The sequence below is a fragment of the Denitratisoma sp. genome (assembly GCA_032027165.1).
Lineage (GTDB): Bacteria > Pseudomonadota > Gammaproteobacteria > Burkholderiales > Rhodocyclaceae > Desulfobacillus.
Genome location: JAVSMO010000001.1, coordinates 3,325,257 through 3,346,204 on the forward strand (window position 1 = coordinate 3,325,257; position 20,948 = coordinate 3,346,204).

At 66.1% G+C, this 20,948-nt stretch carries 19 protein-coding genes; 8 read left to right on the forward strand and 11 right to left on the reverse strand.

The genetic code is table 11. From position 1 onward, the window contains the following. Nucleotides 1–13: 13 nt before the first annotated feature. Together ROZ00_16275 and ROZ00_16280 are read right to left on the reverse strand one after the other, a co-directional pair. Nucleotides 14–508: a MaoC family dehydratase gene (locus ROZ00_16275; GenBank protein ID MDT3737786.1), complete on the reverse strand. Its 495-nt coding sequence runs from the start codon at nt 506–508 to the stop codon at nt 14–16. Nucleotides 509–517: 9 nt separating this feature from the next. Further along, nucleotides 518–1,507 (reverse strand): magnesium transporter, encoded by a 990-nt coding sequence (locus ROZ00_16280; GenBank protein ID MDT3737787.1) that lies wholly within the window; start codon nt 1,505–1,507, stop codon nt 518–520. A 22-nt stretch (nt 1,508–1,529) separates the two neighbouring features. On the opposite strand from ROZ00_16280, the gene ROZ00_16285 reads away from it, so the two are divergent. Continuing rightward, on the forward strand, nt 1,530–2,165 hold the full coding sequence (locus ROZ00_16285) for a ParA family protein (protein ID MDT3737788.1): 636 nt from the start codon (nt 1,530–1,532) through the stop codon (nt 2,163–2,165). Here the strand turns inward: ROZ00_16285 and ROZ00_16290 are convergent. Further along, nucleotides 2,134–3,084, reverse strand: coding sequence for a LysR family transcriptional regulator (locus tag ROZ00_16290; protein MDT3737789.1), 951 nt, complete (start codon nt 3,082–3,084; stop codon nt 2,134–2,136). The two genes, ROZ00_16285 and ROZ00_16290, sit on opposite strands and share 32 nt — an antisense overlap. A 105-nt stretch (nt 3,085–3,189) precedes the next feature. Between ROZ00_16290 and ROZ00_16295 the strand changes: the two genes are divergently transcribed. Together ROZ00_16295 and ROZ00_16300 are read left to right on the forward strand one after the other, a co-directional pair. After that, on the forward strand, nt 3,190–3,888 hold the full coding sequence (locus ROZ00_16295; protein MDT3737790.1) for a pirin family protein: 699 nt from the start codon (nt 3,190–3,192) through the stop codon (nt 3,886–3,888). A gap of 12 nt (nt 3,889–3,900) precedes the next feature. Beyond that, a complete protein-coding gene (locus ROZ00_16300; GenBank protein ID MDT3737791.1) occupies nt 3,901–4,467 on the forward strand; it encodes a flavodoxin family protein in 567 nt (188 codons plus the stop codon). On the opposite strand, the gene ROZ00_16305 is transcribed toward ROZ00_16300, so the two are convergent. Together ROZ00_16305 and ROZ00_16310 are read right to left on the reverse strand one after the other, a co-directional pair. Then, entirely contained in the window at nt 4,464–5,330 is an 867-nt protein-coding gene (locus ROZ00_16305; GenBank protein MDT3737792.1) for a DMT family transporter, read from the reverse strand. The genes ROZ00_16300 and ROZ00_16305 overlap by 4 nt on opposite strands. Further along, complete coding sequence (locus tag ROZ00_16310) at nt 5,327–6,985, reverse strand: diguanylate cyclase (GenBank protein ID MDT3737793.1); 1,659 nt, start codon at nt 6,983–6,985, stop codon at nt 5,327–5,329. The genes ROZ00_16305 and ROZ00_16310 overlap by 4 nt, the downstream gene beginning before the upstream one ends. A gap of 109 nt (nt 6,986–7,094) precedes the next feature. Between ROZ00_16310 and dnaE the strand changes: the two genes are divergently transcribed. Continuing rightward, the gene (gene dnaE, locus ROZ00_16315) at nt 7,095–10,544 is read left to right on the forward strand and encodes a DNA polymerase III subunit alpha (GenBank protein MDT3737794.1); all 3,450 of its coding nucleotides are present in this window, start codon (nt 7,095–7,097) and stop codon (nt 10,542–10,544) included. Between the two features lie 48 nt (nt 10,545–10,592). Here dnaE and ROZ00_16320 read toward each other — a convergent pair whose 3' ends face one another. The 6 genes from ROZ00_16320 to metG all read right to left on the reverse strand — a co-directional run bounded on the left by ROZ00_16320 (nt 10,593) and on the right by metG (nt 16,394). Next, entirely contained in the window at nt 10,593–11,168 is a 576-nt protein-coding gene (locus ROZ00_16320) for a DUF3501 family protein (protein MDT3737795.1), read from the reverse strand. A gap of 2 nt (nt 11,169–11,170) precedes the next feature. After that, nucleotides 11,171–12,508, reverse strand: a complete 1,338-nt coding sequence (locus ROZ00_16325) for a heterodisulfide reductase-related iron-sulfur binding cluster (GenBank protein MDT3737796.1) — start codon at nt 12,506–12,508, stop codon at nt 11,171–11,173. A 70-nt stretch (nt 12,509–12,578) separates the two neighbouring features. Further along, on the reverse strand, nt 12,579–12,998 hold the full coding sequence (locus tag ROZ00_16330; protein MDT3737797.1) for a rubrerythrin family protein: 420 nt from the start codon (nt 12,996–12,998) through the stop codon (nt 12,579–12,581). Nucleotides 12,999–13,117: 119 nt separating this feature from the next. Beyond that, nucleotides 13,118–14,053 carry a hydrogen peroxide-inducible genes activator gene (locus ROZ00_16335; GenBank protein MDT3737798.1) on the reverse strand — a complete coding sequence of 312 codons (936 nt, stop codon included), beginning with the start codon at nt 14,051–14,053 and terminating at the stop codon, nt 13,118–13,120. After that, complete coding sequence (locus ROZ00_16340; protein ID MDT3737799.1) at nt 14,038–14,310, reverse strand: acylphosphatase; 273 nt, start codon at nt 14,308–14,310, stop codon at nt 14,038–14,040. Before ROZ00_16340 ends, ROZ00_16335 begins: the two co-directional genes overlap by 16 nt. Then, complete coding sequence (gene metG, locus ROZ00_16345) at nt 14,310–16,394, reverse strand: methionine--tRNA ligase (protein MDT3737800.1); 2,085 nt, start codon at nt 16,392–16,394, stop codon at nt 14,310–14,312. The genes ROZ00_16340 and metG overlap by 1 nt, the downstream gene beginning before the upstream one ends. Nucleotides 16,395–16,517: 123 nt before the next feature. On the opposite strand from metG, the gene apbC reads away from it, so the two are divergent. The 4 genes from apbC to ROZ00_16365 all read left to right on the forward strand — a co-directional run bounded on the left by apbC (nt 16,518) and on the right by ROZ00_16365 (nt 20,935). After that, on the forward strand, nt 16,518–17,606 hold the full coding sequence (gene apbC, locus ROZ00_16350) for an iron-sulfur cluster carrier protein ApbC (protein MDT3737801.1): 1,089 nt from the start codon (nt 16,518–16,520) through the stop codon (nt 17,604–17,606). A 94-nt stretch (nt 17,607–17,700) separates the two neighbouring features. Then, complete coding sequence (gene dcd / locus ROZ00_16355; protein MDT3737802.1) at nt 17,701–18,267, forward strand: dCTP deaminase; 567 nt, start codon at nt 17,701–17,703, stop codon at nt 18,265–18,267. A 73-nt stretch (nt 18,268–18,340) separates the two neighbouring features. Further along, the gene (locus ROZ00_16360) at nt 18,341–20,575 is read left to right on the forward strand and encodes an arginine/lysine/ornithine decarboxylase (GenBank protein ID MDT3737803.1); all 2,235 of its coding nucleotides are present in this window, start codon (nt 18,341–18,343) and stop codon (nt 20,573–20,575) included. Nucleotides 20,576–20,728: 153 nt separating this feature from the next. Continuing rightward, on the forward strand, nt 20,729–20,935 hold the full coding sequence (locus ROZ00_16365; protein MDT3737804.1) for a hypothetical protein: 207 nt from the start codon (nt 20,729–20,731) through the stop codon (nt 20,933–20,935). Nucleotides 20,936–20,948: the final 13 nt, after the last annotated feature.

The window sequence follows — 20,948 nt, forward strand, 5'->3', positions numbered from 1 at the left end:
AGACTGACTTTTTTCAGGGCGCCGGCCGCGGCATGACCGGCGCCTTGCCGCGCTTGAACACCATCACCGTGCGGATGAAGCCGATCACCGTCTTGCCGTCCTGGTTGAAGCCGACGGTGCGCACCTTGACGATGCCGACGTCGGGGCGCGACTTCGATTCACGCTTCTCCAGCACTTCCGACTGCGAATAGAGCGTGTCGCCCTCGAACACCGGGTTCGGCAGCCTGACTTCGTCCCAGCCGAGATTGGCGAAGACGTTCTGCGAGATGTCGGTGACGCTCTGGCCGGTGATCAGCGCCAGGGTGAAGGTCGAATCCACCAGCGGCTTCTTGAACTCGGTCTGCGCCGCGTAGTGGCGGTCGAAGTGTATCGGCGCGGTGTTCTGCGTGAGCAGGGTGAACCACGCGTTGTCCACCTCCAGCACGGTGCGCCCGAGCGGGTGGCGGTAGAGGTCGCCGACCTCGAAATCCTCGTAGAAGCGGCCCTGCCAGCCGGGTTTCTCGGCCATGATTCCTCCTCAGAATAGGAACAGCGTGACTGCCGCGAAGTAGATGAGCAGGCTCAGCACGTCCTGGATGATGGTGGCGAGCGGACCGCTGCCGTAGGCCGGGTCGGTGCCGAGTTTCTGCAGCAGCCAGGGCAGCAAGAGGCCGATGCTGGTGGCGACGCCGCCGGCGGCGAGCAGGGCGACGGTGACCGCCAGCGCCAGGTGCCAGTCGCCGAAGGCCAGCCAGACGGCGGGAAAGGTGATGGCGCCGAGGACGAGGCCGATCAGCAGCCCGGTGCGCAATTCGCCGCCGATCAGATGCGCCAGACCGGCGTGCGAGAGCGACAGGCCGCGCACCGCCACGGCCTCCGTCTGCGTGCCGATGGCGTCGGCGAGGTAGACCAACCCGGGCACGAAGAAGGCGATGGCCACTTTCTGGCTCAAAGCCTGCTCGAAGCGGGCGACGATGAAGGTGGCGAGCATGCTGCCGACGAGGCCGACGATCAGCCATGGCAGGCGGTGGCGGGCGCGGCGCAGCGGCGGCGCCTCGATGGCCTCGCGGGCGCGATGTGTCTCGCGCCCGATGCCGGCGATGCGGTGGATGTCCTCGACGTGCTCGCGGCGCAGGATGTGCAGCAGGGCCGAGGGCGGCACGACGCCGAGCAGGCGCTCGCCGCGGTCGACGATGGGCACGGCGTCGAGCACGTGGTGCAGCGCCAGCGAGGCGACCCGTTCCTGGTCGACGTCGGCATGCACGCGCGGGTAGTCGCGGCGCATCGCCTCGCCGACAGGCCGGCCGCCAGGCAGGGTGAGCAGTTCGGCGGCGGACAGGATGCCGACCAGGCGCTCGTCGTCGTCGAGCACGCAGACGAGGTCGGCGCACTCGAAGTCGCGGCCGGACAGGCTGGCCACGACTTCCGCGGCGGTCTGCTGCGGGCGCACCCGCGGCACGCCGCCCACCAGGTAGTGGGCCGCCGTCTCGCCGTGCCCCTGTGCGTGCGGCCGTCGCTTGTGCGTCATGCAGCTATGGTAAATTAACTCGATGCTTCATTCATTCCTCATCGCCAACCCCAAGGGCGGTTGCGGCAAGACCACCCTGGCGACCAACCTCGCCGGCTGGTTCGCCCGCCGGGGCCATCGCGTCATGCTGGGGGACATCGACCGCCAGCAGTCGGCGCGCGAATGGCTCAAGCTGCGCCCGCAGGGGCTGCCGCCGATCCGCAGCTGGGACATCCAGCCGGGCGAGCCGGCGCGTCCGCCGAAGGACACCACGCACGTCGTGCTCGACACACCGGCCGGCCTGCACGGCAAGAAGCTCGACGTCGTGGTGAAGAGCATCCACCGCGTCATCGTGCCGCTGCAGCCCTCGATCTTCGACATCCTCGCCACGCGCGACTTCCTCGACGTGCTGCTGGAGGAGAAGGCGGTGCGAAACCAGAAGACCTTCGTCGCCGTCGTCGGCATGCGCGTCGACCCGCGCACGCGCGCGGCGCACGAGCTGGAACGCTTCCTCGAGGGCCTCGACGTGCCGGTGCTCGGCTTCCTGCGCGACACCCAGATCTACGTGCAGGCCGCCGCCCACGGCCTGACGCTGTTCGACCTCTCGCCGGCGCGCGCCGAGAAGGACCTGCCGCAGTGGCAGGGCATCATCGACTGGGTCGACGCGCCGCACGAGTAGCGCGCTTCCTCGGCGCATCGCCCAGCAGGACCGCCCGCAAGGTTTCATCCTCCAGCCGTTCCAGGAACCATTCCAGCGCCCGCCCCTCGTGGTCGCTGCGCCAGGCGACGTGCAATGGCAGGTCGGGGCCCGCCTCGACCGTGCGTTTCGCTACCAGCCGGCCGGCGGCGATCTCGGGCGCAGCGAGCGACAACGGCAAGTGGCCGACGCCGAGGCCCGCCACCTGTGCGGCGAGCTTGGCAGCGAAATCCGGCACCACCAGCGTGTCCTGTCCGGTGAGCAGGCCCGCCGTGCGCGCCAACAGCTGGCGCGAGGTGTCGGCGATCACCACGGCGCGGTGCTTGAGGATTTCCGAGGTCGGCAGCGGCTCGCGCGCCTTCGCCAGCGGATGCGACGGCGCCACGGCGAACACCGGCTGCGAGCGGCCGATGAGCTGCGAGCGGTAGCCGCCGCCCGGCGGCATGTCGCCGGGCGCGCCGACGGCGAGGTCGGCGCGTCTTGTGGCCAGCGCATCCCAGCAGCCGCCCAGCACTTCGGTCGACAGGCGCAGCCGGGTGCCGGACATCTCCCGGTAGAACTCGCCGATCAGCGGCCAGAGTGCGCTCAAATCGAGCACCGCCTCGACGGCGATGCGCAGTTCATGTTCCCAGCCGGTGGCGATGCGCTGGACGCGGCACTCCAGTTCGCCGGCGGCGCTGAGCAGGTGGCGGCCCTCCTCCAGCAGCAGGCGGCCGGCCGGCGTCAGCACGGCGCGGCGGCCCTGGCGCACGAACAGCGTCACGGCGAGGTCGTCCTCCAGCTTCTTCACGGCGTGGGTCAGCGCCGAGGGCACGCGGTGCAGGGCTTCGGCCGCCGCGGCGAAGCTGCCGCGTGCGTCGATGGCGTCGAGGACCTGCAGGGCGTCGAGGGAAATTCGCATGTTGAAAAAAATCGAACGATAATGTCGAAATTATTCGCTTTTCAGGCAGTTTGTGCCTGAATTACCATGGCGTCAATGCTTCAATCATTTTGAAAGGAGAGCGCCATGATCGCCCTGCGCAAGGCCGCCGAGCGCGGCCACGCCAACCACGGCTGGCTCGACACCTGGCACACCTTTTCCTTCGCCGACTACCACGACCCGGCGCAGATGGGCTGGAGCGCGCTGCGCGTCATCAACGAGGACGTCGTCGCGCCCGGCATGGGCTTCGGCATGCACGGCCACCGCGACATGGAGATCGTCACCTGGATCCTCGACGGCTCGCTCGAGCACAAGGACAGCATGGGCAACGGCGCGGTGATTCGTCCGGGCGAGGCGCAGCGCATGAGCGCCGGCAAGGGCGTGCTGCACAGCGAGTTCAATCCTGCGCCGGAACAGGCGACGCACCTGCTGCAGATCTGGATCGAGCCGAACGTGCGCGGCGTGAAGCCCGGCTACGAGCAGACCTACTTCCCGCCGGAGGAGCGGCGCGGCCGCCTGCGCCCGATCGCCTCGAGCGACGGGCGCGAGGGCAGCGTGACGATCCACCAGGACGCGGCGCTTTACACGGCGCTGCTGGCGCCGGGCGAAGCGGTGCGCCACGCGCTGGCGCCCGGGCGGCATGCCTACCTGCATGTGGCGCGCGGCGCCGTGACGCTCAATAGTCAGTCGCTGCGCAGCGGCGACGGCGCGAAGATCGCCGACGAAACCGACCTGGAGATTGCCGCGACGCAAGACGCGGAAGTCCTGTTGTTCGATCTACCCTGAAAGGAAATGACAATGAAGCATGTCGTAGTGGTGTATCACAGCGGCTACGGCCACACCGAGCGCCAGGCGAAGGCCGTGGCGGAAGGCGCGGCGGCGGTGGAGAACGTGAAAGTGCAGCTGCTTTCCGTGGCCGACGCCGACCGGAACTGGGACGCCCTGGCGGCGGCCGATGCGATCGTCTTCGGCGCGCCCACCTACATGGGCAGCCTGTCCGGCGACTTCAAGAAGTTCATGGATGCCAGTTCCAAGGCCTGGTTTTCCTCGGCCTGGAAGGACAAGCTGGCCGCCGGCTTCACCAACTCCGGCAGCCAGAACGGCGACAAGCTGAACTCGCTCGTCCAGCTGATGGTCTTCGCCAACCAGCACGGCATGCTGTGGGTGAGCCTGGGCCTGATGCCGGGCAACAACAGCAGCAAGGGTTCGGTGAACGACCTCAACCGCCTCGGCAGCTTCGCCGGCGCGATGTCGCAGTCGAACGTCGACCAGGGCGCCGACGCCATGCTGGAGAGCGACCTGAAGACGGCCGCCCATCTGGGCAAGCGCGTGGCCGAAACCGCGCTGCGTTACACCCGCAGCTAATTCGTGCCGCGGCGGGCGAGCCAGATGCCGGCCAGCACCGCTGCCGCGCCGAGCCACTGCAGGGCGGCGAGCGCCTCGCCGAACAGCAGCCAGGCGAAGGCCGCCGCCGCGACCGGCTGCAGCAGCAGGCTGACCGAGGAGAAGCTCGCCGACAGGTGCGCCACCGCATAGGCGATCAGGCTCTGCCCGGCGAACTGGCAGACCAGCGCCAGGCCGACGAGCACCAGCCAGCCCGTCGCGCTCGTCGGCAGGATGTTTTCCCCCATGAGCAGGGCCGCCGGCAGCAGGACCGCCGAACAGGCGGTGCCGCTCAGCAGCATGATGCGGGCCGTCGACTGCGTGTCGCGCAGGCGCTTCACGCAGAGCTGGTAGCCGGCGTAGAACACCGCCGTCAGCACGCCGAGGCCGTCGCCGAGCAGGACCGATCCCGGTCCGCCCAGGTTCGCCCCCATCAGCAGCGCCGCGCCGGACAGCGCCAGCAGCAGACCGGCGAAGAAAATCGGCCGCGCGCGCTCGCCGAGCAGGGCCCAGGCGCCTAGGGTGACCGCGACCGGTGCCAGGTTGGCGAGGAAGGTGGCATTGGCCACGCTGGTGAGGCGGATCGACCAGTGCCAGACGGCGAGGTCCGCCGCGAAGAAGATGCCGGCCAGCATCGCCATCGGCCAGCCGGCTGTCGTGCCTGCCGGAGGCTGGCGCCGTTCCTCCAGGGCGGCCCAAAGCGCGAGCAGCGGCAATGCCAGGAGCAGGCGCCAGAAAGCCGTCGCTACCGGCCCCACCTCGGACCAGCGCACGAAGATCGGCGCGAAGGCGATGCCGATGGCGCCGGCGAACAGCGCCGCGAGCGCCCATCTGGCGGGGTTCATTGCGCGGTGTTGATCTGCCCGGACCGTACGATGCGATTGCGCCCCAGCCGCTTGGCGTCGAGCAGGGCTTCGTCGGCGGCGTGGGTGAGGTCGTTGCCGGTCTTCCAGGCCGGGAAGCAGGCGATGCCGGCGCTGAAGGTGGCGCGCAGGGTGCCGGCGGCGTGGGCGTGGGGCAGGGTGGCGAAGTCGGCGCGGATGCAGTCGAGCACGGCTTCGGCTTCGTCGAGGCAGGCGCTGCGCAGGACGACGAGAAACTCCTCGCCGCCGTAGCGCCCGATGATGTCGGAGGAGCGCAGTCGCCCCTTCAGCAGCCAGGCCAGGCTGCGGATGACCTGGTCGCCGACCGGATGGCCGTAGGAGTCGTTGATCGACTTGAAATGGTCGATGTCGAGCATCGCCACGCACAGCGGTTCGGGTGTGCTGAGGAGGGACTGCACCAGCAGGTTCAGGCGGCTCTTCGCCGCCGAGTGGTTGAGCAGGCCGGTCAGGCTGTCGTGCTGGCTGTGGCGCTGCATTTCGCGGTAGCGCTCGATCTTGGTCTTCACCACGGCCGCCAGCAGCACCGGGTTGCAGGGCTTGGTGAGGAACTGGTCGCCGCCCAGCCGCAAGGCCTCGACCTGCATGCCCATGTCGGTCTCGCTGGAGAGGTACACCACCGGCAGGGACTGGTAGGCCGTCAGCTGTCGCAGCACGCGGGTGGCCTCCACGCCGGTGCAGTGCGGCATGTACATGTCCATCAGGACGAGGTCGGGGCGATATTGCTCGACCGCCGACAGCAGCAGTTGCGGGTTGCCGATCGGGTGGCTGTCGATGCCGTGCTGCGACAGCGAGCGCTGGATCATGGCGACCGCCGTCGGTGAGTCTTCCACGACCAGCACGCGATAGGGATCCTGTTCGCGCGACTGCAACAGGTCGAGGACGCGGCCGAGCACGGTGAAGGTTTCCTGCTCGGACTGGATGGCGGCATCGGCACCGGCGCGCATCAGCGCCACGGTGGTTTCCAACGACTTGGGTACCGACAGGCAGAACAGCTGGCTGGTCGGATGCTCGCTGCGAATCAGCTGGATGGACTGCAGTTCTGCCGAAGCATAGCCGTCGGCCTGCGGGATGAACAGGGCGACGAGCGGCGAGGCGTCGTTCGGCGTCGGGTCGCCCCAGCCGAAACGCAGCACGCGGAAGCCGAAGAAGCCGAGCTGTTCGGCCAGGCCGGGCACCCAGGCGTGGCTTTCCTCGGCAATCAGCCAGATCGCGCGCGGCTTGGCCCACTCGGCGCCGGCATGCGGCAGCTGGGAAGGATGACGGCGATGTTCCTCTTCGGCGCCGGCCTGGGGCGCCATGGCGTGTTCGATGGTGTGCAGCAGGGTGTCGATCTGACGTTCCAGGGCGACCGCATCCTGGGCGCCGACCGGGTGCGACGATTCGTTGCCGAAGAGCGACAGGGCGGCATTTTCCAGGCCCTCGCATTGGCGCAGCAGCCCCGGCAGCTTGAGGCTGTTCAGCTGCTCCGTCAGGTTGTCGAGGGCGAGCGTGAATTCGACGAAGTGCTCGAAGCTGCCGTGGTCGCCGTAATCCTGCCAGCGCGCCTTGAGCGAACGCAGACAGGCGTCCAGGGAACGCTGTTCGGGCGATTGGAAAACCGTGGCTTCGTTTTTCATGGGGGAGAGGCGCATTATGGAGAAACGGCGACACCACGGCAACGCCGAAAAACTCCAGGCGAAAAAATTTGAGGCCTCGTCGAAAGGGGATCGGACTTAAAATACGCCCATGCCGTCTCCCGCCTTCGTCCATCTCCGCCTGCACAGCGAATATTCCATAGCCGACGGCATGGTGCGCCTCGACGAGGCCGTGGCCCAGGCGGCCGCCGACGGCATGCCGGCGCTGGCGCTGACCGATCTGGCCAACCTGTTCGGCATGGTCAAGTTCTACAGCGGGGCGCGCAGCCGTGGCCTCAAGCCGATCATCGGCTGCGATGTCTGGGTGGAGTCTGCCGCGGGTGCGGGCGACCGCGACCGGCCCGCCCGCCTGCTCCTGCTGGTGAAGAACCGCGGCGGCTACCTGCGCCTGTGCGAACTGCTGACGCAGGCCTATCTCGGGCCGCGCAGCCGCGGCCGGGCGGAGATTCCGCGCGCCGCCTTCGCTGCCGGCGACAATGCCGGCCTGATTGCCCTGTCCGGGGCGGCCCTGGGCGATGTCGGCCAGGCGCTCCTGATGGGCGCCACCGCCCCGGCCGAGGCCGCGGCACGCGAATGGGCGCGGCTGTTTCCCGACAGCTTCTACATCGAGCTGCAGCGCTATGGCCAGCCGCAGGCCGAAGCGCTGGTTGCAGCGAGCGTGGCGCTGGCGGCGCAACTGAACCTGCCGGTAGTGGCGACCCACCCCGTGCAGTTCCTCGCGCGCGACGACTTCAAGGCGCACGAGGCGCGCGTGTGCATCGCCGAGGGCTATGTGCTGGCCGACCCGCGCCGGCCGCGCGTGTTCACCGAGGAGCAGTACTTCAAGTCCCAGGCCGAGATGCAGGCGCTCTTCGCCGACCTGCCCGAAGCGCTGGAGAATTCCGTCGAGATCGCCCGCCGCTGCAACCTTTCCATTGAACTGGGCAAGAACCGCCTGCCGCAGTTCCCCGTGCCCGAGGGCGTGACCCTCGACGACTACCTGACGCAGCAGGCCGAGGCAGGGCTGGAGCGGCGCCTGGCGCATCTCTATCCCGATGCGGCCGAGCGCGAGCGGAAGCGGCCGGAATACGCCGAGCGCCTCGCCTTCGAGTGCAGGACCATCCAGCAGATGGGCTTCCCCGGCTACTTCCTCATCGTCGCCGACTTCATCAACTGGGCCAAGCAGAATGGCGTGCCGGTCGGCCCGGGGCGAGGCTCCGGCGCCGGTTCGCTGGTGGCCTATTCGCTCGGCATCACCGACCTCGATCCGCTGCGCTACGAGCTGCTGTTCGAGCGCTTCCTCAACCCGGAGCGGGTGTCGATGCCGGACTTCGACGTGGACTTCTGCCAGGAGGGCCGCGACCGCGTCATCGACTACGTCAAGCGCAGCTACGGCGGCCACGCGGTTTCTCAGATTGCCACCTTCGGCACCATGGCGGCCAAGGCGGTGATCCGCGACGTCGGCCGCGTGCTCGACCTCGGCTTCAACTTCGTCGACCAGTTCGCCAAGCTGATTCCCAACGAGCTGGGCATCACGCTGAAGGACGCGCGCGAGAAGGAGCCGGCCATCAACGAGCGCGCCGAGCGCGAGGAGGAGATTCGCCAACTGCTGGAGCTGGCGGAGAAGCTCGAGGGCCTCACCCGCAACGTCGGCATGCATGCCGGCGGCGTGCTCATTGCGCCGGGCAAGCTGACCGACTTCTGTCCGCTCTACTCGGCCGGCGGCGCCGAGTCGGCGGTGAGCCAGTTCGACAAGGACGATGTCGAGAAGGCCGGCCTGGTGAAGTTCGACTTCCTCGGCTTGCGCACCCTGACCATCCTCGCCGAAGCGGTGCGCTTCGTGAAGGAGGTGGAGGACGTCGAGGTGGACCTCGACCGGCTGCCGCTCGACGACAAGCCGACCTACGACCGCATCTTCAAGACGGCCAACACCACGGCGGTGTTCCAGTTCGAATCGCGCGGCATGAAGGAAACCCTGGTCCAGGCCAAACCCGACCGGCTGGAGGACCTGATCGCCCTGAATGCGCTCTACCGGCCGGGGCCGATGGACTTCATCCCCAACTTCATCGCCCGCAAGCACGGCCGCGAGCGCATCGTCTATCCGCATCCGCTGCTCGAGCGGGTCGTCGGCATGACCTACGGCATCATGGTGTACCAGGAACAGGTGATGCAGGCGGCCCAGGTGGTGGCCGGCTACTCGCTCGGCGGCGCCGACTTGCTGCGCCGCGCCATGGGCAAGAAGAAGCCGGAGGAGATGGCGCAGCAGCGCGCGATCTTCGTCGCCGGGGCGGCTGCCAACGGCATCGGCGCCGACAAGGCCAACGAGATCTTCGACACCATGGAGAAGTTCGCCGGCTACGGCTTCAACAAGTCGCATGCCGCCGCCTACTCCCTCGTCGCCTACCAGACGGCCTACCTGAAGTGCCACCACCCGGCGGCCTTCATGGCGGCGACGCTGTCTTCCGAAATGGCCGACACCGACAAGGTGCAGTTCTTCGTCGCCGACGCCGTCGCCAACGGACTGACTTTCCTGCCGCCCGACATCAACCGCAGCCGCCACCGCTTCACGCCGGTGGATGCGAAGACCATCCGTTACGGGCTGGGTGCCATCAAGGGCACCGGCGAGTCGGCCATCGGCGCGATGCAGCGCGCGAGAGAAGCCGGCGGCGACTTCACGGACCTCTTCGATTTTTGCAGGCGCATCGACAAGCGCGTGGTGAACCGCCGCGTCATCGAGGCGCTGATCCGCGCCGGCGCCTTCGATTCCATCGACGAGCGTCGCGCCAGCTTGATGGCCTCGGTCGGCATCGCGCTGGAGGCGGCGGAGCAGGCCGAGCGCAACGCCCTGCAGGCCGGCCTCTTCGATGCCGGCGGCGGGCAGGATCAGCCGTTGAAAATGATCGAGGCGCCGCCCTGGAGCGAGCGCGAGCGGCTGCTCAACGAGAAGCAGGCGCTCGGCTTCTTCCTCTCCGGCCATCCCTACAACGAGGTGCGCGCCGAGCTGTCCGCCTTCATCCGGCGTCCGCTCGCTTCGCTTGAGCCGCAGAAGGAGCCGGTGCTGCTGGCCGGCATCGTCACCGCCACCCGCACCCAGATGACCCGCCGCGGCAAGATGATCGTCGTCACGCTCGACGACGGCACGGCGCAGGTCGAGATGACGGTGTTCAACGAACTGTACGACGCCGAGCGCGCCAAGATCCGCGAGGACGATCCCCTGATCGTCGAGGGCAGGGTGAGCCGCGACGATTTCAATGGCGGCCTGCGCGTGAATGCCGACAGGCTGATGACCCTGGCCGAGGCGCGCGGGCGCTATGCCAAGGCACTGCGCGTGGCCCTGAACGGAAAAGTCAGTCTCGGCGACACGGCGGCCGCGGAGCGGCTGCGCGTACTCCTCGCGCCGTATCGCAACGGTCCCTGCCCGGTGCGCGTGCGCTATCGCAATGCGCAGGCGGAATGCGAGTTGCCGCTGGGCGAGAGCTGGCGGGTTCGCCTCGACGACGAACTGTTGGCCGGCCTGCAGCAGTGGCTGCAGGCGGAGAACGTCGAGGTGGTTTACCAGTAGGTCGGCCTTCAGGCCGACAACGGCGCCCGAGTCGGCCTGAAGGCCGACCTACGACAGGTCGGCCGCCAGCGAGTCGCGCACGTTCTGCGGCACGGTCACGCTTTCGCGGTAGAGGTCATGGTCGATGCCGGCGCGGATGGCGGCACCGCTCTTCGCCGCGGCGATCATCGGCGGCGTCAGCTCGAAGCGCAGGAAGTGCACCGCGGCGGTCTTGTCCTCGGTCTCGCGCTCGAGATCCTCGTTGGCGATGGGGTAGACCTTGTCGCAGCCGTCGACCTGCAGCCAGACCTTCTTTTCGATGCCGATCAGCTTCGCCAGGGCGGCGCGGCGCTCGCTCTCGTCGCTGTATTCGACCATGAAGGTGGCCTTCCAGTTGTGGCCGTCGGGGATGAGCGGGTTGTAGACGTCCAGTTCCTCCTGGATCAGCTCCGGCTCGAACATGCGCTCGAGGCGCAGCATCTCCTGAACCTGGTATTGCATGGTGAGGGCATCCTCGAAGTACAGCGTGGCGTGGTCGCCGATCGGCAGCTGGCGGTTCTTCTTGTGCGCGATCACCTTGGCGCGGAACTCCGGCCGCACGCGGGCGTATTTCTCGAGGCTGTAAAGGTCTTCGTGGCGCAACATGGTCAGACTCCGTAGGCTTTTCTGAGAAGGGTTATCGGATGTTCGGGTGACGATCCGTCGGCGCGGATGTGGCCGATGTGGTGGCCCGCCATGGCGCAGTCGCTGCCGTAGTGGTCGGGCTGCGCCTCGTTCACGCGCTTCACCACCGGCTTGACGATCTTCACGGCGAATTCGTGAAACTCCTTCTTCACGGCGTAGGTGCCGTCGTGGCCGGAGCAGCGCTCGATGATGTCCACCTCGGTGCCCGGCACCAGCGACAGCGCCTCCTTCGTCTTCGGTCCGATGTTCTGCACGCGCTGGTGGCAGGCGGCGTGGTAGGACACCTTGCCGAGCGGCGACTTGAAGTCGGTCTTCAGCTTGCCTTCCCTGTGGCGCAGCATCAGGTACTCGAAGGGGTCGTAGAAGGCGTTCTTCACCTTCTGCACCTCGGGGTCGTCCGGGAACATCAGCGGCAGTTCCTGCTTGAACATCAGCACGCAGGAGGGCACCAGTGCGGTGAGGTCCCAGCCGGCGTCGACCAGCTTCGCCAGTTGCGGGATGTTCACTTCCTTGGCGGCCTTCACCGACTCGAGGTCGCCCAGTTCCAGCTTCGGCATGCCGCAGCAGCGCTCCTTCTCGGCCAGCGTGACCGGGATGCCGTTGTGGGCGAAGACGGCGGCGAGATCCTCGCCGGGGCCGGGCTCGTTGCGGTTCATGTAGCAGGTGGCGAAGAGGGCCACCTTGCCTTTCGTCTCGCCGGCTGCTTCGGCGGGTGTGTCGAGGGGCAGCGTGTCCAGGCGGCTGCGCAGCGGCCGGCTGGAATATTCCGGCACCCAGGCGTCGGCATGGATGCCGGCGACGGCCTGCAGCGCCTTGCGGGCCGGGCCGAGCTTGTTCACGGCGTTCACGGTCTGGGCGACGACCGGAATGCCGGCCAGCCTGCCTACGGTGTCGGTGCTGGTCAACACCTTGTCGCGCAGCTTGGTGGTGCCCTTCCTGAAGTGCACCGCCTTGGCGCGCAGCATGAGATGGGGGAAATCCAGATTCCACTCGTGCGGCGGCACGTAGGGGCACTTGGTCATGTAGCAAAGGTCGCACAGGTAGCAGTGCTCGACGACCTTCCAGTAGTCCTCTTTCTTGACACCGTCCACTTCGAGGGTCGGCGACTCGTCGACCAGGTCGAACAGCGTCGGGAAGGACTGGCACAGGCTCACGCAGCGGCGGCAGCCGTGGCAGATGTCGAAGACGCGCTCCATCTCGTGGTGGAGCGCGGCCTCGTCGTAGAAAGCCGGGTTGTTCCAGTCGAGCGGATGACGGGTCGGCGCTTCGAGGTTGCCTTCGCGGGACGTCGGTGCGGCCATGTCGTTCTCCCTATGATCTTGTGGAAAGCGCGTCCGGCCCCGTGACGGGGCCGGATGGCTTCCTTCTTACTTACTTGCCGAGGTCGTTCAGGGCCTTCTGGTAGCGGTTGGCGTGCGAACGCTCCGCCTTGGCCAGGGTCTCGAACCAGTCGGCGATCTCGTCGAAGCCTTCGGAGCGCGCATCCTTGGCCATGCCCGGGTACATGTCGGTGTACTCGTGGGTCTCGCCGGCGACGGCGGACTTCAGGTTGTCGGCGGTGGCGCCAAAGGGCAGGCCGGTGGCCGGGTCGCCGCACTTCTCCAGATACTCCAGATGGCCGTGGGCGTGGCCGGTCTCGCCTTCCGCGGTCGAGCGGAACAGGGCCGCCACGTCGGCATAGCCCTCGACGTCGGCCTTGTTTGCGAAATACAGGTAACGGCGGTTGGCCTGGGATTCGCCGGCGAAGGCGTCCTTCAGGTGCTTTTCGGTCTTGCTTCCTTTGAGTTGCATAGTCTGACTCCTCACGTGGGTTGAATACGACAAGGCTCGACGGCCTTGACGAGGAGAAAGATATTCCCCTTTCAAGCGAAAGGGAAATTGGTTTTTTTAACCTTATCGATAGCCGCTGGCTATCGCTTGGCAGCAGCCCTCGTCCCGGGCAGCTTGCAGTCGAGCAGTGCGCGCCGAACCACTTCGACAGCCTGGTGGCGCGGATAGCTGGCCCGCCAGACCAGGCCGACGCGTCGCGTCGGGTTGGGCTCGCTGAACGGCCGCACGCGCAGGAGCGGGTCCTTGGGAGAGATATCGTCCACCGCCGAGGCGGGCATCACCGTGACGCCGACGCCGCTGGCGACCATGTGACGGATGGTTTCCAGCGAGCTGCCCTCGATGACGTGGGGCGAGATGCCGGCCTGGCTGCTCGCCGTCGCGCAGAGGTCGAGCACCTGGTCGCGGAAGCAGTTGCCCGCGCCGAGCATCAGGAGTTGCGCGTCGAGCAAGGCGGAGGAGGCGATGGCTTTCTGCTTGGCCCAGGGATGGCTGACGGGCGCCAGCACGCGAAACTCCTCGTCGTAGACGGCTTGCGCCACCAGCGAGGGTTCTTCGATCGGCAATGCGAGGATGGCGAGGTCGAGCTCATTGTTCTTCAGCTTGTCGAGCAGGCGGTGCGTGTAGTTTTCCTCGAGGATCAGCGGCATTTCCGGTGCGCGTGCCTTGACCAGCGGCACCAGGCGCGGCAGCAGCCAGGGCGCGATGGTGAAGATGACGCCGACGCGCAGCGGCCCAACCAGTGGGCCTTTGTCGGCAGCGGCGATTTCCGCTACCTGCGCCGCTTCGGCCAGGACCTTCTCCGCCTGGGCGACGATGCGCTCGCCGACGGGAGTCACGCGCACTTCCTGCGGCGAGCGCTCGAAGAGGATCACGCCGAGTTCCTCCTCCAGCTTCTTCACCGCCACCGACAGTGTTGGCTGCGAGACGAAGCATTTCTCGGCAGCGCGGCCGAAGTGGCGCTCGCGGGCGAGGGCGACGATGTAGCGCAGGTCGGTAAGCGTCATGCGGTAGGCCATTGCTGGAAATCGGTGAAGTCGCCGTTGCCGAGTTCGACCTCGACGCGATCGACGCGCGCGCCCGGCGGGCCGCGCCGTGACCAGGCGATCATCGCCGCGACGGCCTCGTCGCTGCCGGCGACCAGGGCTTCCACCGTGCCGTCGCGGCGGTTGCGCACCCAGCCGGTGACGCCTTCCTTTTGCGCCTGCCAGGCCAGCGAGGCGCGGAAGCCGACGCCCTGCACCCGTCCGTGGATGACCAGGCGCCGGCGCTCCACTACTTCACCCGCATGCCGGGCTGGGCGCCGCTGTCGGGCGAGAGCAGGAAGATGCCCGGGCCTTCGCCGGAGGCGGCCAGCACCATGCCCTCGGAGAGGCCGAACTTCATCTTGCGCGGCGCCAAGTTGGCTACCATCACCGTCAGGCGGCCGGTCAGTGTCGCCGGGTCGTAGGCCGACTTGATGCCGGCGAACACTGTGCGCGTCTCCGTGCCGAGGTCGAGCGTCAACTTGATCAGTTTCTCGGCACCTTCGACGTGCTCGGCGCCGGCGATGCGGGCGACGCGCAGGTCGACCTTGGAAAACTCATCGATCGAGATGTGGGACACGGCGGCCTTCTCCTCGGTGTGCTGCTGGTGTTCGGCGTGGCGCTGCTGCGAATGCGGCTGCGGCGCGGGCGCCGGGGCGAGCGATTCCCTGTTGGCCTCGACGAGGGCGTCGATCTGCTTGCGCTCGACGCGGGTGGTGAGGTGCTTGTACTCGCCGATGACATGGCCGCCTGGCAGCAGCGCCGCGGCGTCGGCCCAGGCCAGCGGCGCGACCTTGAGGAAAGCCTCGACGTCGGCAGCCAGCTTCGGCAGCACCGGCTTGAGGTAGATGGTCAGCAGGCGGAACAGGTTGAGCGCTTCCGAGCAGACGCGGTGCAGCTCGGCGTCCATGCCTTCTTTCTTCGCCAGTTCCCACGGCGCATGGTCGTTCACGAACTGGTTGGCGCGGTCGGCCAGGGCCATGATCTCGCGCACGGCTTTGCCGTACTCGCGTGCCTCGTAGTGGGCGGCGATCGCTTCGCCCGCCGCCTGCGCGTCGCCGAGCAGGCCGCTGGCGGACGCGGCCAATGCGCCGCCGAAGCGCTTGTGAATGAAGCCGGCGCAGCGTGAAGCGATGTTGACGAACTTGCCGACCAGGTCGGAATTGACGCGGGCGATGAAGTCGTCGAGGTTGAGGTCGATGTCCTCCATCGTCGCATTGAGCTTGGCGGCGTAATAGTAGCGAAGCCATTCGGGGTTCAGGCCCTGCTTGAGATAGCTCTCGGCGGTGATGAAGGTGCCGCGTGATTTCGACATCTTCTGGCCGTCCACGGTGAGGAAGCCATGCGCGAAGACTGCCGAGGGAATCCGGTAGCCGGCGTGCTCCAGTTCGGCCGGCCAGAAGAGGGCGTGGAAGTAGAGGATATCCTTGCCGACGAAGTGGTACAGCTCGGTGCCGGCTTTCGCTGCGGCGGCCTTGTCCGTGAAGGCGGCGACGTCGATCTGTGGCGTGCGTGCGGCGAGGTGCTTCAGGCTGCCGAAGTAGCCGATCGGCGCATCCAGCCAGACGTAGAAGTACTTGCCCGGCGCGCCGGGGATCTCGAAGCCGAAATAGGGCGCGTCGCGCGAGATGTCCCAGTCGGTGAGCCGGTTCTCGCCCGGCTCGCCGAGCCATTCCTGCAGCTTGTTCACCGCCTCGGGCTGGGCCTTGCAGACTTCGCGCGTCGCGCGCCGGAGGAAGTCCTGGCAGCGCGGGTCGGAGAGCCTGAAGAAGTAGTGATCTGAGGATTTGCGCACCGGCACCGCGCCGGAAACGGCGGAGACCGGGTTCTTCAGGTCGGTGGGAGCGTATGCGGCGCCGCAGGATTCGCAGGAATCGCCGTACTGGTCGGCCGCACCGCACTTCGGGCACTCGCCCTTGATGTAGCGGTCCGGCAGGAACATTTCCTTCACCGGATCGTAGAACTGCTCGATCGGGCGCACCTCGATCAGGCCGGCGGCCTTCAGCTTGCCGTAGATGTCGTTGGCGAAGAAGCGCGTCTCTTCCGAGTGCGTCGAATGATAGTTGTCGAAGGCGACGTGGAAGCCGGCGAAGTCGCGCGTGTGTTCCTCGTGCACCCGGGCAATCAGCGCCTCGGGCGTGATGCCTTCCTTGTCGGCGCGCAACATGATCGGCGTGCCGTGGGTGTCGTCGGCGCAGACGTACCAGCAGGCATGGCCGCGCATCTTCTGGAAACGCACCCAGATGTCGGTCTGGATGTACTCGACCAGGTGGCCGAGGTGGATGGCGCCATTGGCGTAGGGCAGGGCGCTGGTGACGAGGATCTGGCGCGGCATCTGAAAATTTGCTTGAAAAAACAGTAATTTTAGCAGTTGGTGCGGGCAAACTGTATTCTGCCGGACCAGACCCGCCATTCCTGAGTATAATGCTCAGGTATTAGAAACCTGATGGAGCATCCCATGAGCATTTCCGAGCTGCAAGTGCAGACGGCGCTGAAGGAAATAACCGACCCCAATACCGGCAAGGATTTCGTCAGCACGCGTTCCGCCAAGAACATCAAGGTCGACGGTGCCGACATCGCCGTCGACATCGAACTGGGCTATCCGGCGAAGAGCCAGATCGACGGCATCCGCAAGGCGGTCATCGACAAGCTGAAGGCCATCCCGGGCGCCGGCAACGTCTCCGCCAACGTCCATAGCAAGATCGTCTCGCACAGCGTGCAGCGCGGCGTCAAGCTGATCCCGCACGTGAAGAACATCATTGCCGTGGCCTCCGGCAAGGGCGGCGTCGGCAAGTCCACCACGGCGGTGAACCTGGCGCTGGCGCTCGCTGCCGAGGGCGCCAATGTCGGTCTGCTGGACGCCGACATCTACGGGCCCTCGCAACCGCAGATGCTCGGCATCACCGACAAGCCCGAGTCGCGCGACGGCAAGACGCTGGAGCCGATGCAGGCCTACGGCCTGCAGGCCATGTCGATCGGCTTCCTCATCGATCCGGAAACCCCGATGGTCTGGCGCGGCCCGATGGTGACCCAGGCGCTGCAGCAGCTGCTCGGCGACACGCAATGGCGCGACGTCGACTACCTGGTGATCGACCTGCCGCCTGGCACCGGCGACATCCAGCTCACCCTGGCGCAGCAGGTGCCGGTGACCGGCGCCGTGATCGTCACCACGCCGCAGGACATCGCCCTGCTGGATGCGCGCAAGGGCCTCAAGATGTTCGAGAAGGTCGGCATCCCGATTCTCGGCATCGTCGAGAACATGAGCATCCACATCTGCTCGAAGTGCGGCCACGAGGAGCATATCTTCGGCTCCGGGGGCGGCGAGAGGATGTGCAAGGACTACGAGGTCGAGTTCCTCGGCGCGTTGCCGCTCGACATCGCCATCCGCGAACAGACCGATTCCGGCAAGCCGACGGTGGCGGCCGCCCCCGAGGGCCGCATCGCCGAGATCTACCGCGGCATCGCACGGCGCGTCGCCGTGAAGATCGCCGAGCAGGCCAAGGACATGACGGCGAAGTTCCCCAACATCGTGATTCAGAACACCTGAGGCAAAAGTCAGTCCCGGCGGCACGGCGCCCCGTTCCGTGTTGACCCACTCCCGAAAGAGCGGATAATTCCGCTCTTTATTTTTGGGCGCCCCGATGAGCATCAAGTCCGACAAGTGGATCCGCCGCATGGCGGCGGAGCACAAGATGATCGATCCCTTCGAGCCCGGCCAGGTGCGCGAGGTCGACGGACGCAAGATCGTCTCCTACGGCACGTCGAGCTACGGCTACGACATCCGCTGCTCGAACGAATTCAAGCTGTTCACGGACATCAACTGCACCATCGTCGACCCGAAGAACTTCGACCCGAACTCCTTCGTCGAGATCAAGAACGATTTCTGCATCATCCCGCCGAACTCCTTCGCCCTGGCGCGCACCGTCGAGTATTTCCGCATCCCGAGGAATGTCCTGACGGTGTGCCTGGGCAAGAGCACCTACGCCCGATGCGGCATCATCGTGAACGTCACGCCCTTCGAGCCGGAATGGGAGGGCTACGTGACGCTGGAGTTTTCCAACACGACCCCGCTGCCGGCCAAGATCTACGCCAACGAGGGTGTGGCGCAGGTGCTGTTCTTCGAGTCGGACGAGGTCTGCGAGACTTCGTACAAGGACCGCGGCGGCAAGTATCAGGGGCAGGTCGGCGTGACCCTGCCGAAAATCTAGTTACTAGCGCCCAACCTATCCACCTTTTTATTGCGACCCGCTCAGTGCGGGTCGCCGCATTTCAGGAGCCCCCATGCGCTTCCACTTTCCGGTCATCATCATCGACGAGGACTTCCGCTCGGAAAACGCCTCGGGTCTTGGCATCCGCCGCCTGGCCGAAGCCATCGAGGCCGAGGGCATGGAGGTGCTCGGCGTCACCAGCTACGGCGACCTGTCGTCCTTCGCCCAGCAGCAGAGCCGCGCCTCGGCCTTCATCCTCTCCATCGACGACGAGGAACTGGCCAACGAGGAGGAGGAGACCATCGCCGAACTGCGCGCCTTCGTCGTCGGCATTCGTACCCGCAACGCCGAGATCCCGATCTTCCTGCACGGCGAGACGCGCACCTCGCGCCACATCCCGAACGACATCCTGCGCGAACTGCACGGCTTCATCCACATGTTCGAGGACACGCCGGAATTCATCGCCCGCAACGTCGTACGGGAGGCCAAGTCCTACCTGGATTCCCTGCCGCCGCCCTTCTTCCGCGCCCTGACGCACTATGCCGCCGACGGCTCCTATTCATGGCACTGTCCGGGCCATTCAGGCGGCGTGGCCTTCCTCAAGTCGCCGGTAGGCCAGATGTTCCACCAGTTCTTCGGCGAGAACATGCTGCGCGCCGACGTCTGCAACGCCGTCGAGGAGCTCGGCCAGCTGCTCGACCACACCGGCCCGGTGGCCGCCTCCGAGCGCAACGCGGCGCGCATCTTCAACGCCGACCACCTGTTCTTCGTCACCAACGGCACGTCGACCTCGAACAAGATCGTCTGGCACTCGACCGTGGCGCCGGGAGACATCGTCGTCGTCGACCGCAACTGCCACAAGTCGGTGCTGCACTCGATCATCATGACCGGCGCGATTCCGGTCTTCCTCATGCCGACGCGCAACAACTACGGCATCATCGGCCCGATCCCGAAATCGGAATTCGCCTGGAAGAACATCCAGAAAAAGATCGCTGCCCATCCCTTCGCCTCGAAGGTGAAGGGCAAGCCGCGCGTGTTGACCATTACCCAGTCCACCTACGACGGCATCCTCTACAACGTAGAGGAAATCAAGGAGATGCTCGACGGCAGGATCGATACCCTGCACTTCGACGAGGCCTGGCTGCCGCACGCCGCCTTCCACGACTTCTACGGCGACTACCACGCCATCGGCGCCGACCGCCCGCGCTGCAAGGAGTCGATGGTGTTCTCGACACAGTCTACGCACAAGCTGCTGGCCGGCCTTTCGCAGGCCTCGCAGATCCTGGTGCAGGACTCGCAGAACCGCAGGCTCGACCGCGACGTCTTCAACGAGGCCTATCTGATGCACACATCGACCTCGCCGCAGTACGCCATCATCGCCTCCTGCGACGTGGCGGCGGCGATGATGGAGGAGCCTGGCGGGAAAGCGCTGGTCGAAGAGTCCATCGCCGAGGCGCTGGACTTCCGCCGAGCCATGCGCAAGGTCGACGAGGAATGGGGCGCCGACTGGTGGTTCAAGGTGTGGGGGCCGGACGACCTCTCCGAGGAAGGCATCGAGGAGCGCGAGGCCTGGATGCTCAAGCCGGGCGAGCGGTGGCACGGCTTCGGTCAATTGGCTGACGGCTTCAACATGCTCGACCCGATCAAGGCCACGGTCATCACCCCGGGCCTCGACGTGGACGGCGACTTCGCCGACTGGGGCATCCCGGCAGCCATCGTCACCAAATACCTGGCCGAGCACGGTGTCATCGTTGAAAAGTGCGGCCTGTATTCCTTTTTCATCATGTTCACCATCGGCATTACCAAGGGCCGATGGAACACGATGGTCACCGAGCTGCAGCAGTTCAAGGACGATTACGACAAGAACCATCCGTTGTGGAAAGTGCTGCCGGAGTTCGTGGCCAAGCATCCACGCTATGAGCGCGTCGGCCTGCGCGACCTCTGCCAGCAGATCCACGACGTTTACAAGGCCAATGACGTGGCACGCCTGACCACCGAAATGTACCTCTCGGACATGGTGCCGGCGATGCCGCCCGCCGAGGCCTTCGCCAAGATGGCCCATCGGGAGATCGAGCGGGTCGAGATCAACGAACTCGAAGGGCGCGTCACCAGTGTCCTCCTTACCCCCTATCCGCCCGGGATCCCGCTTCTCATCCCGGGCGAGCGCTTCAATCGCACCATCGTGAATTACCTGAAATACGCGCGCGACTTCAATGAGCGTTTCCCGGGGTTCGAGACCGACATCCACGGCTTGGTCAAAGACGAGTCGAACGGAAAGGTGCGCTATTTCGTGGATTGCGTCAGGTAGCTTGCAACTGCAAGTAAAAAACCGCCTTGCGGCGGTTTTTTATTCTCTAGCGATAGACTTAAAGTTGTATGCTAAAAAATCAATATAACTTATTGACATAAAGCGTATTTTGCATATACTAGCTAGTGTGGCTTATTGTGGTCCAGAGGGAGTATGCGCATTCTGATGTTTCTGGGTTTTCTTGTTTTGTCGGTGCTGGTGCCCGTGGGATTGGCGCAGGCGGAGATGCCGGCATCATCAGGCTGGCAGGCGATTGGATCAATTGTGTGCATGACCGGTCTGGAAAATACGCCCATCAGACAGTTTTTGCCTGCTGCTGCCCGCCGTCATACGATTGAACGCAAGCAGCAAATCATATAACCTAGTGCGGCTA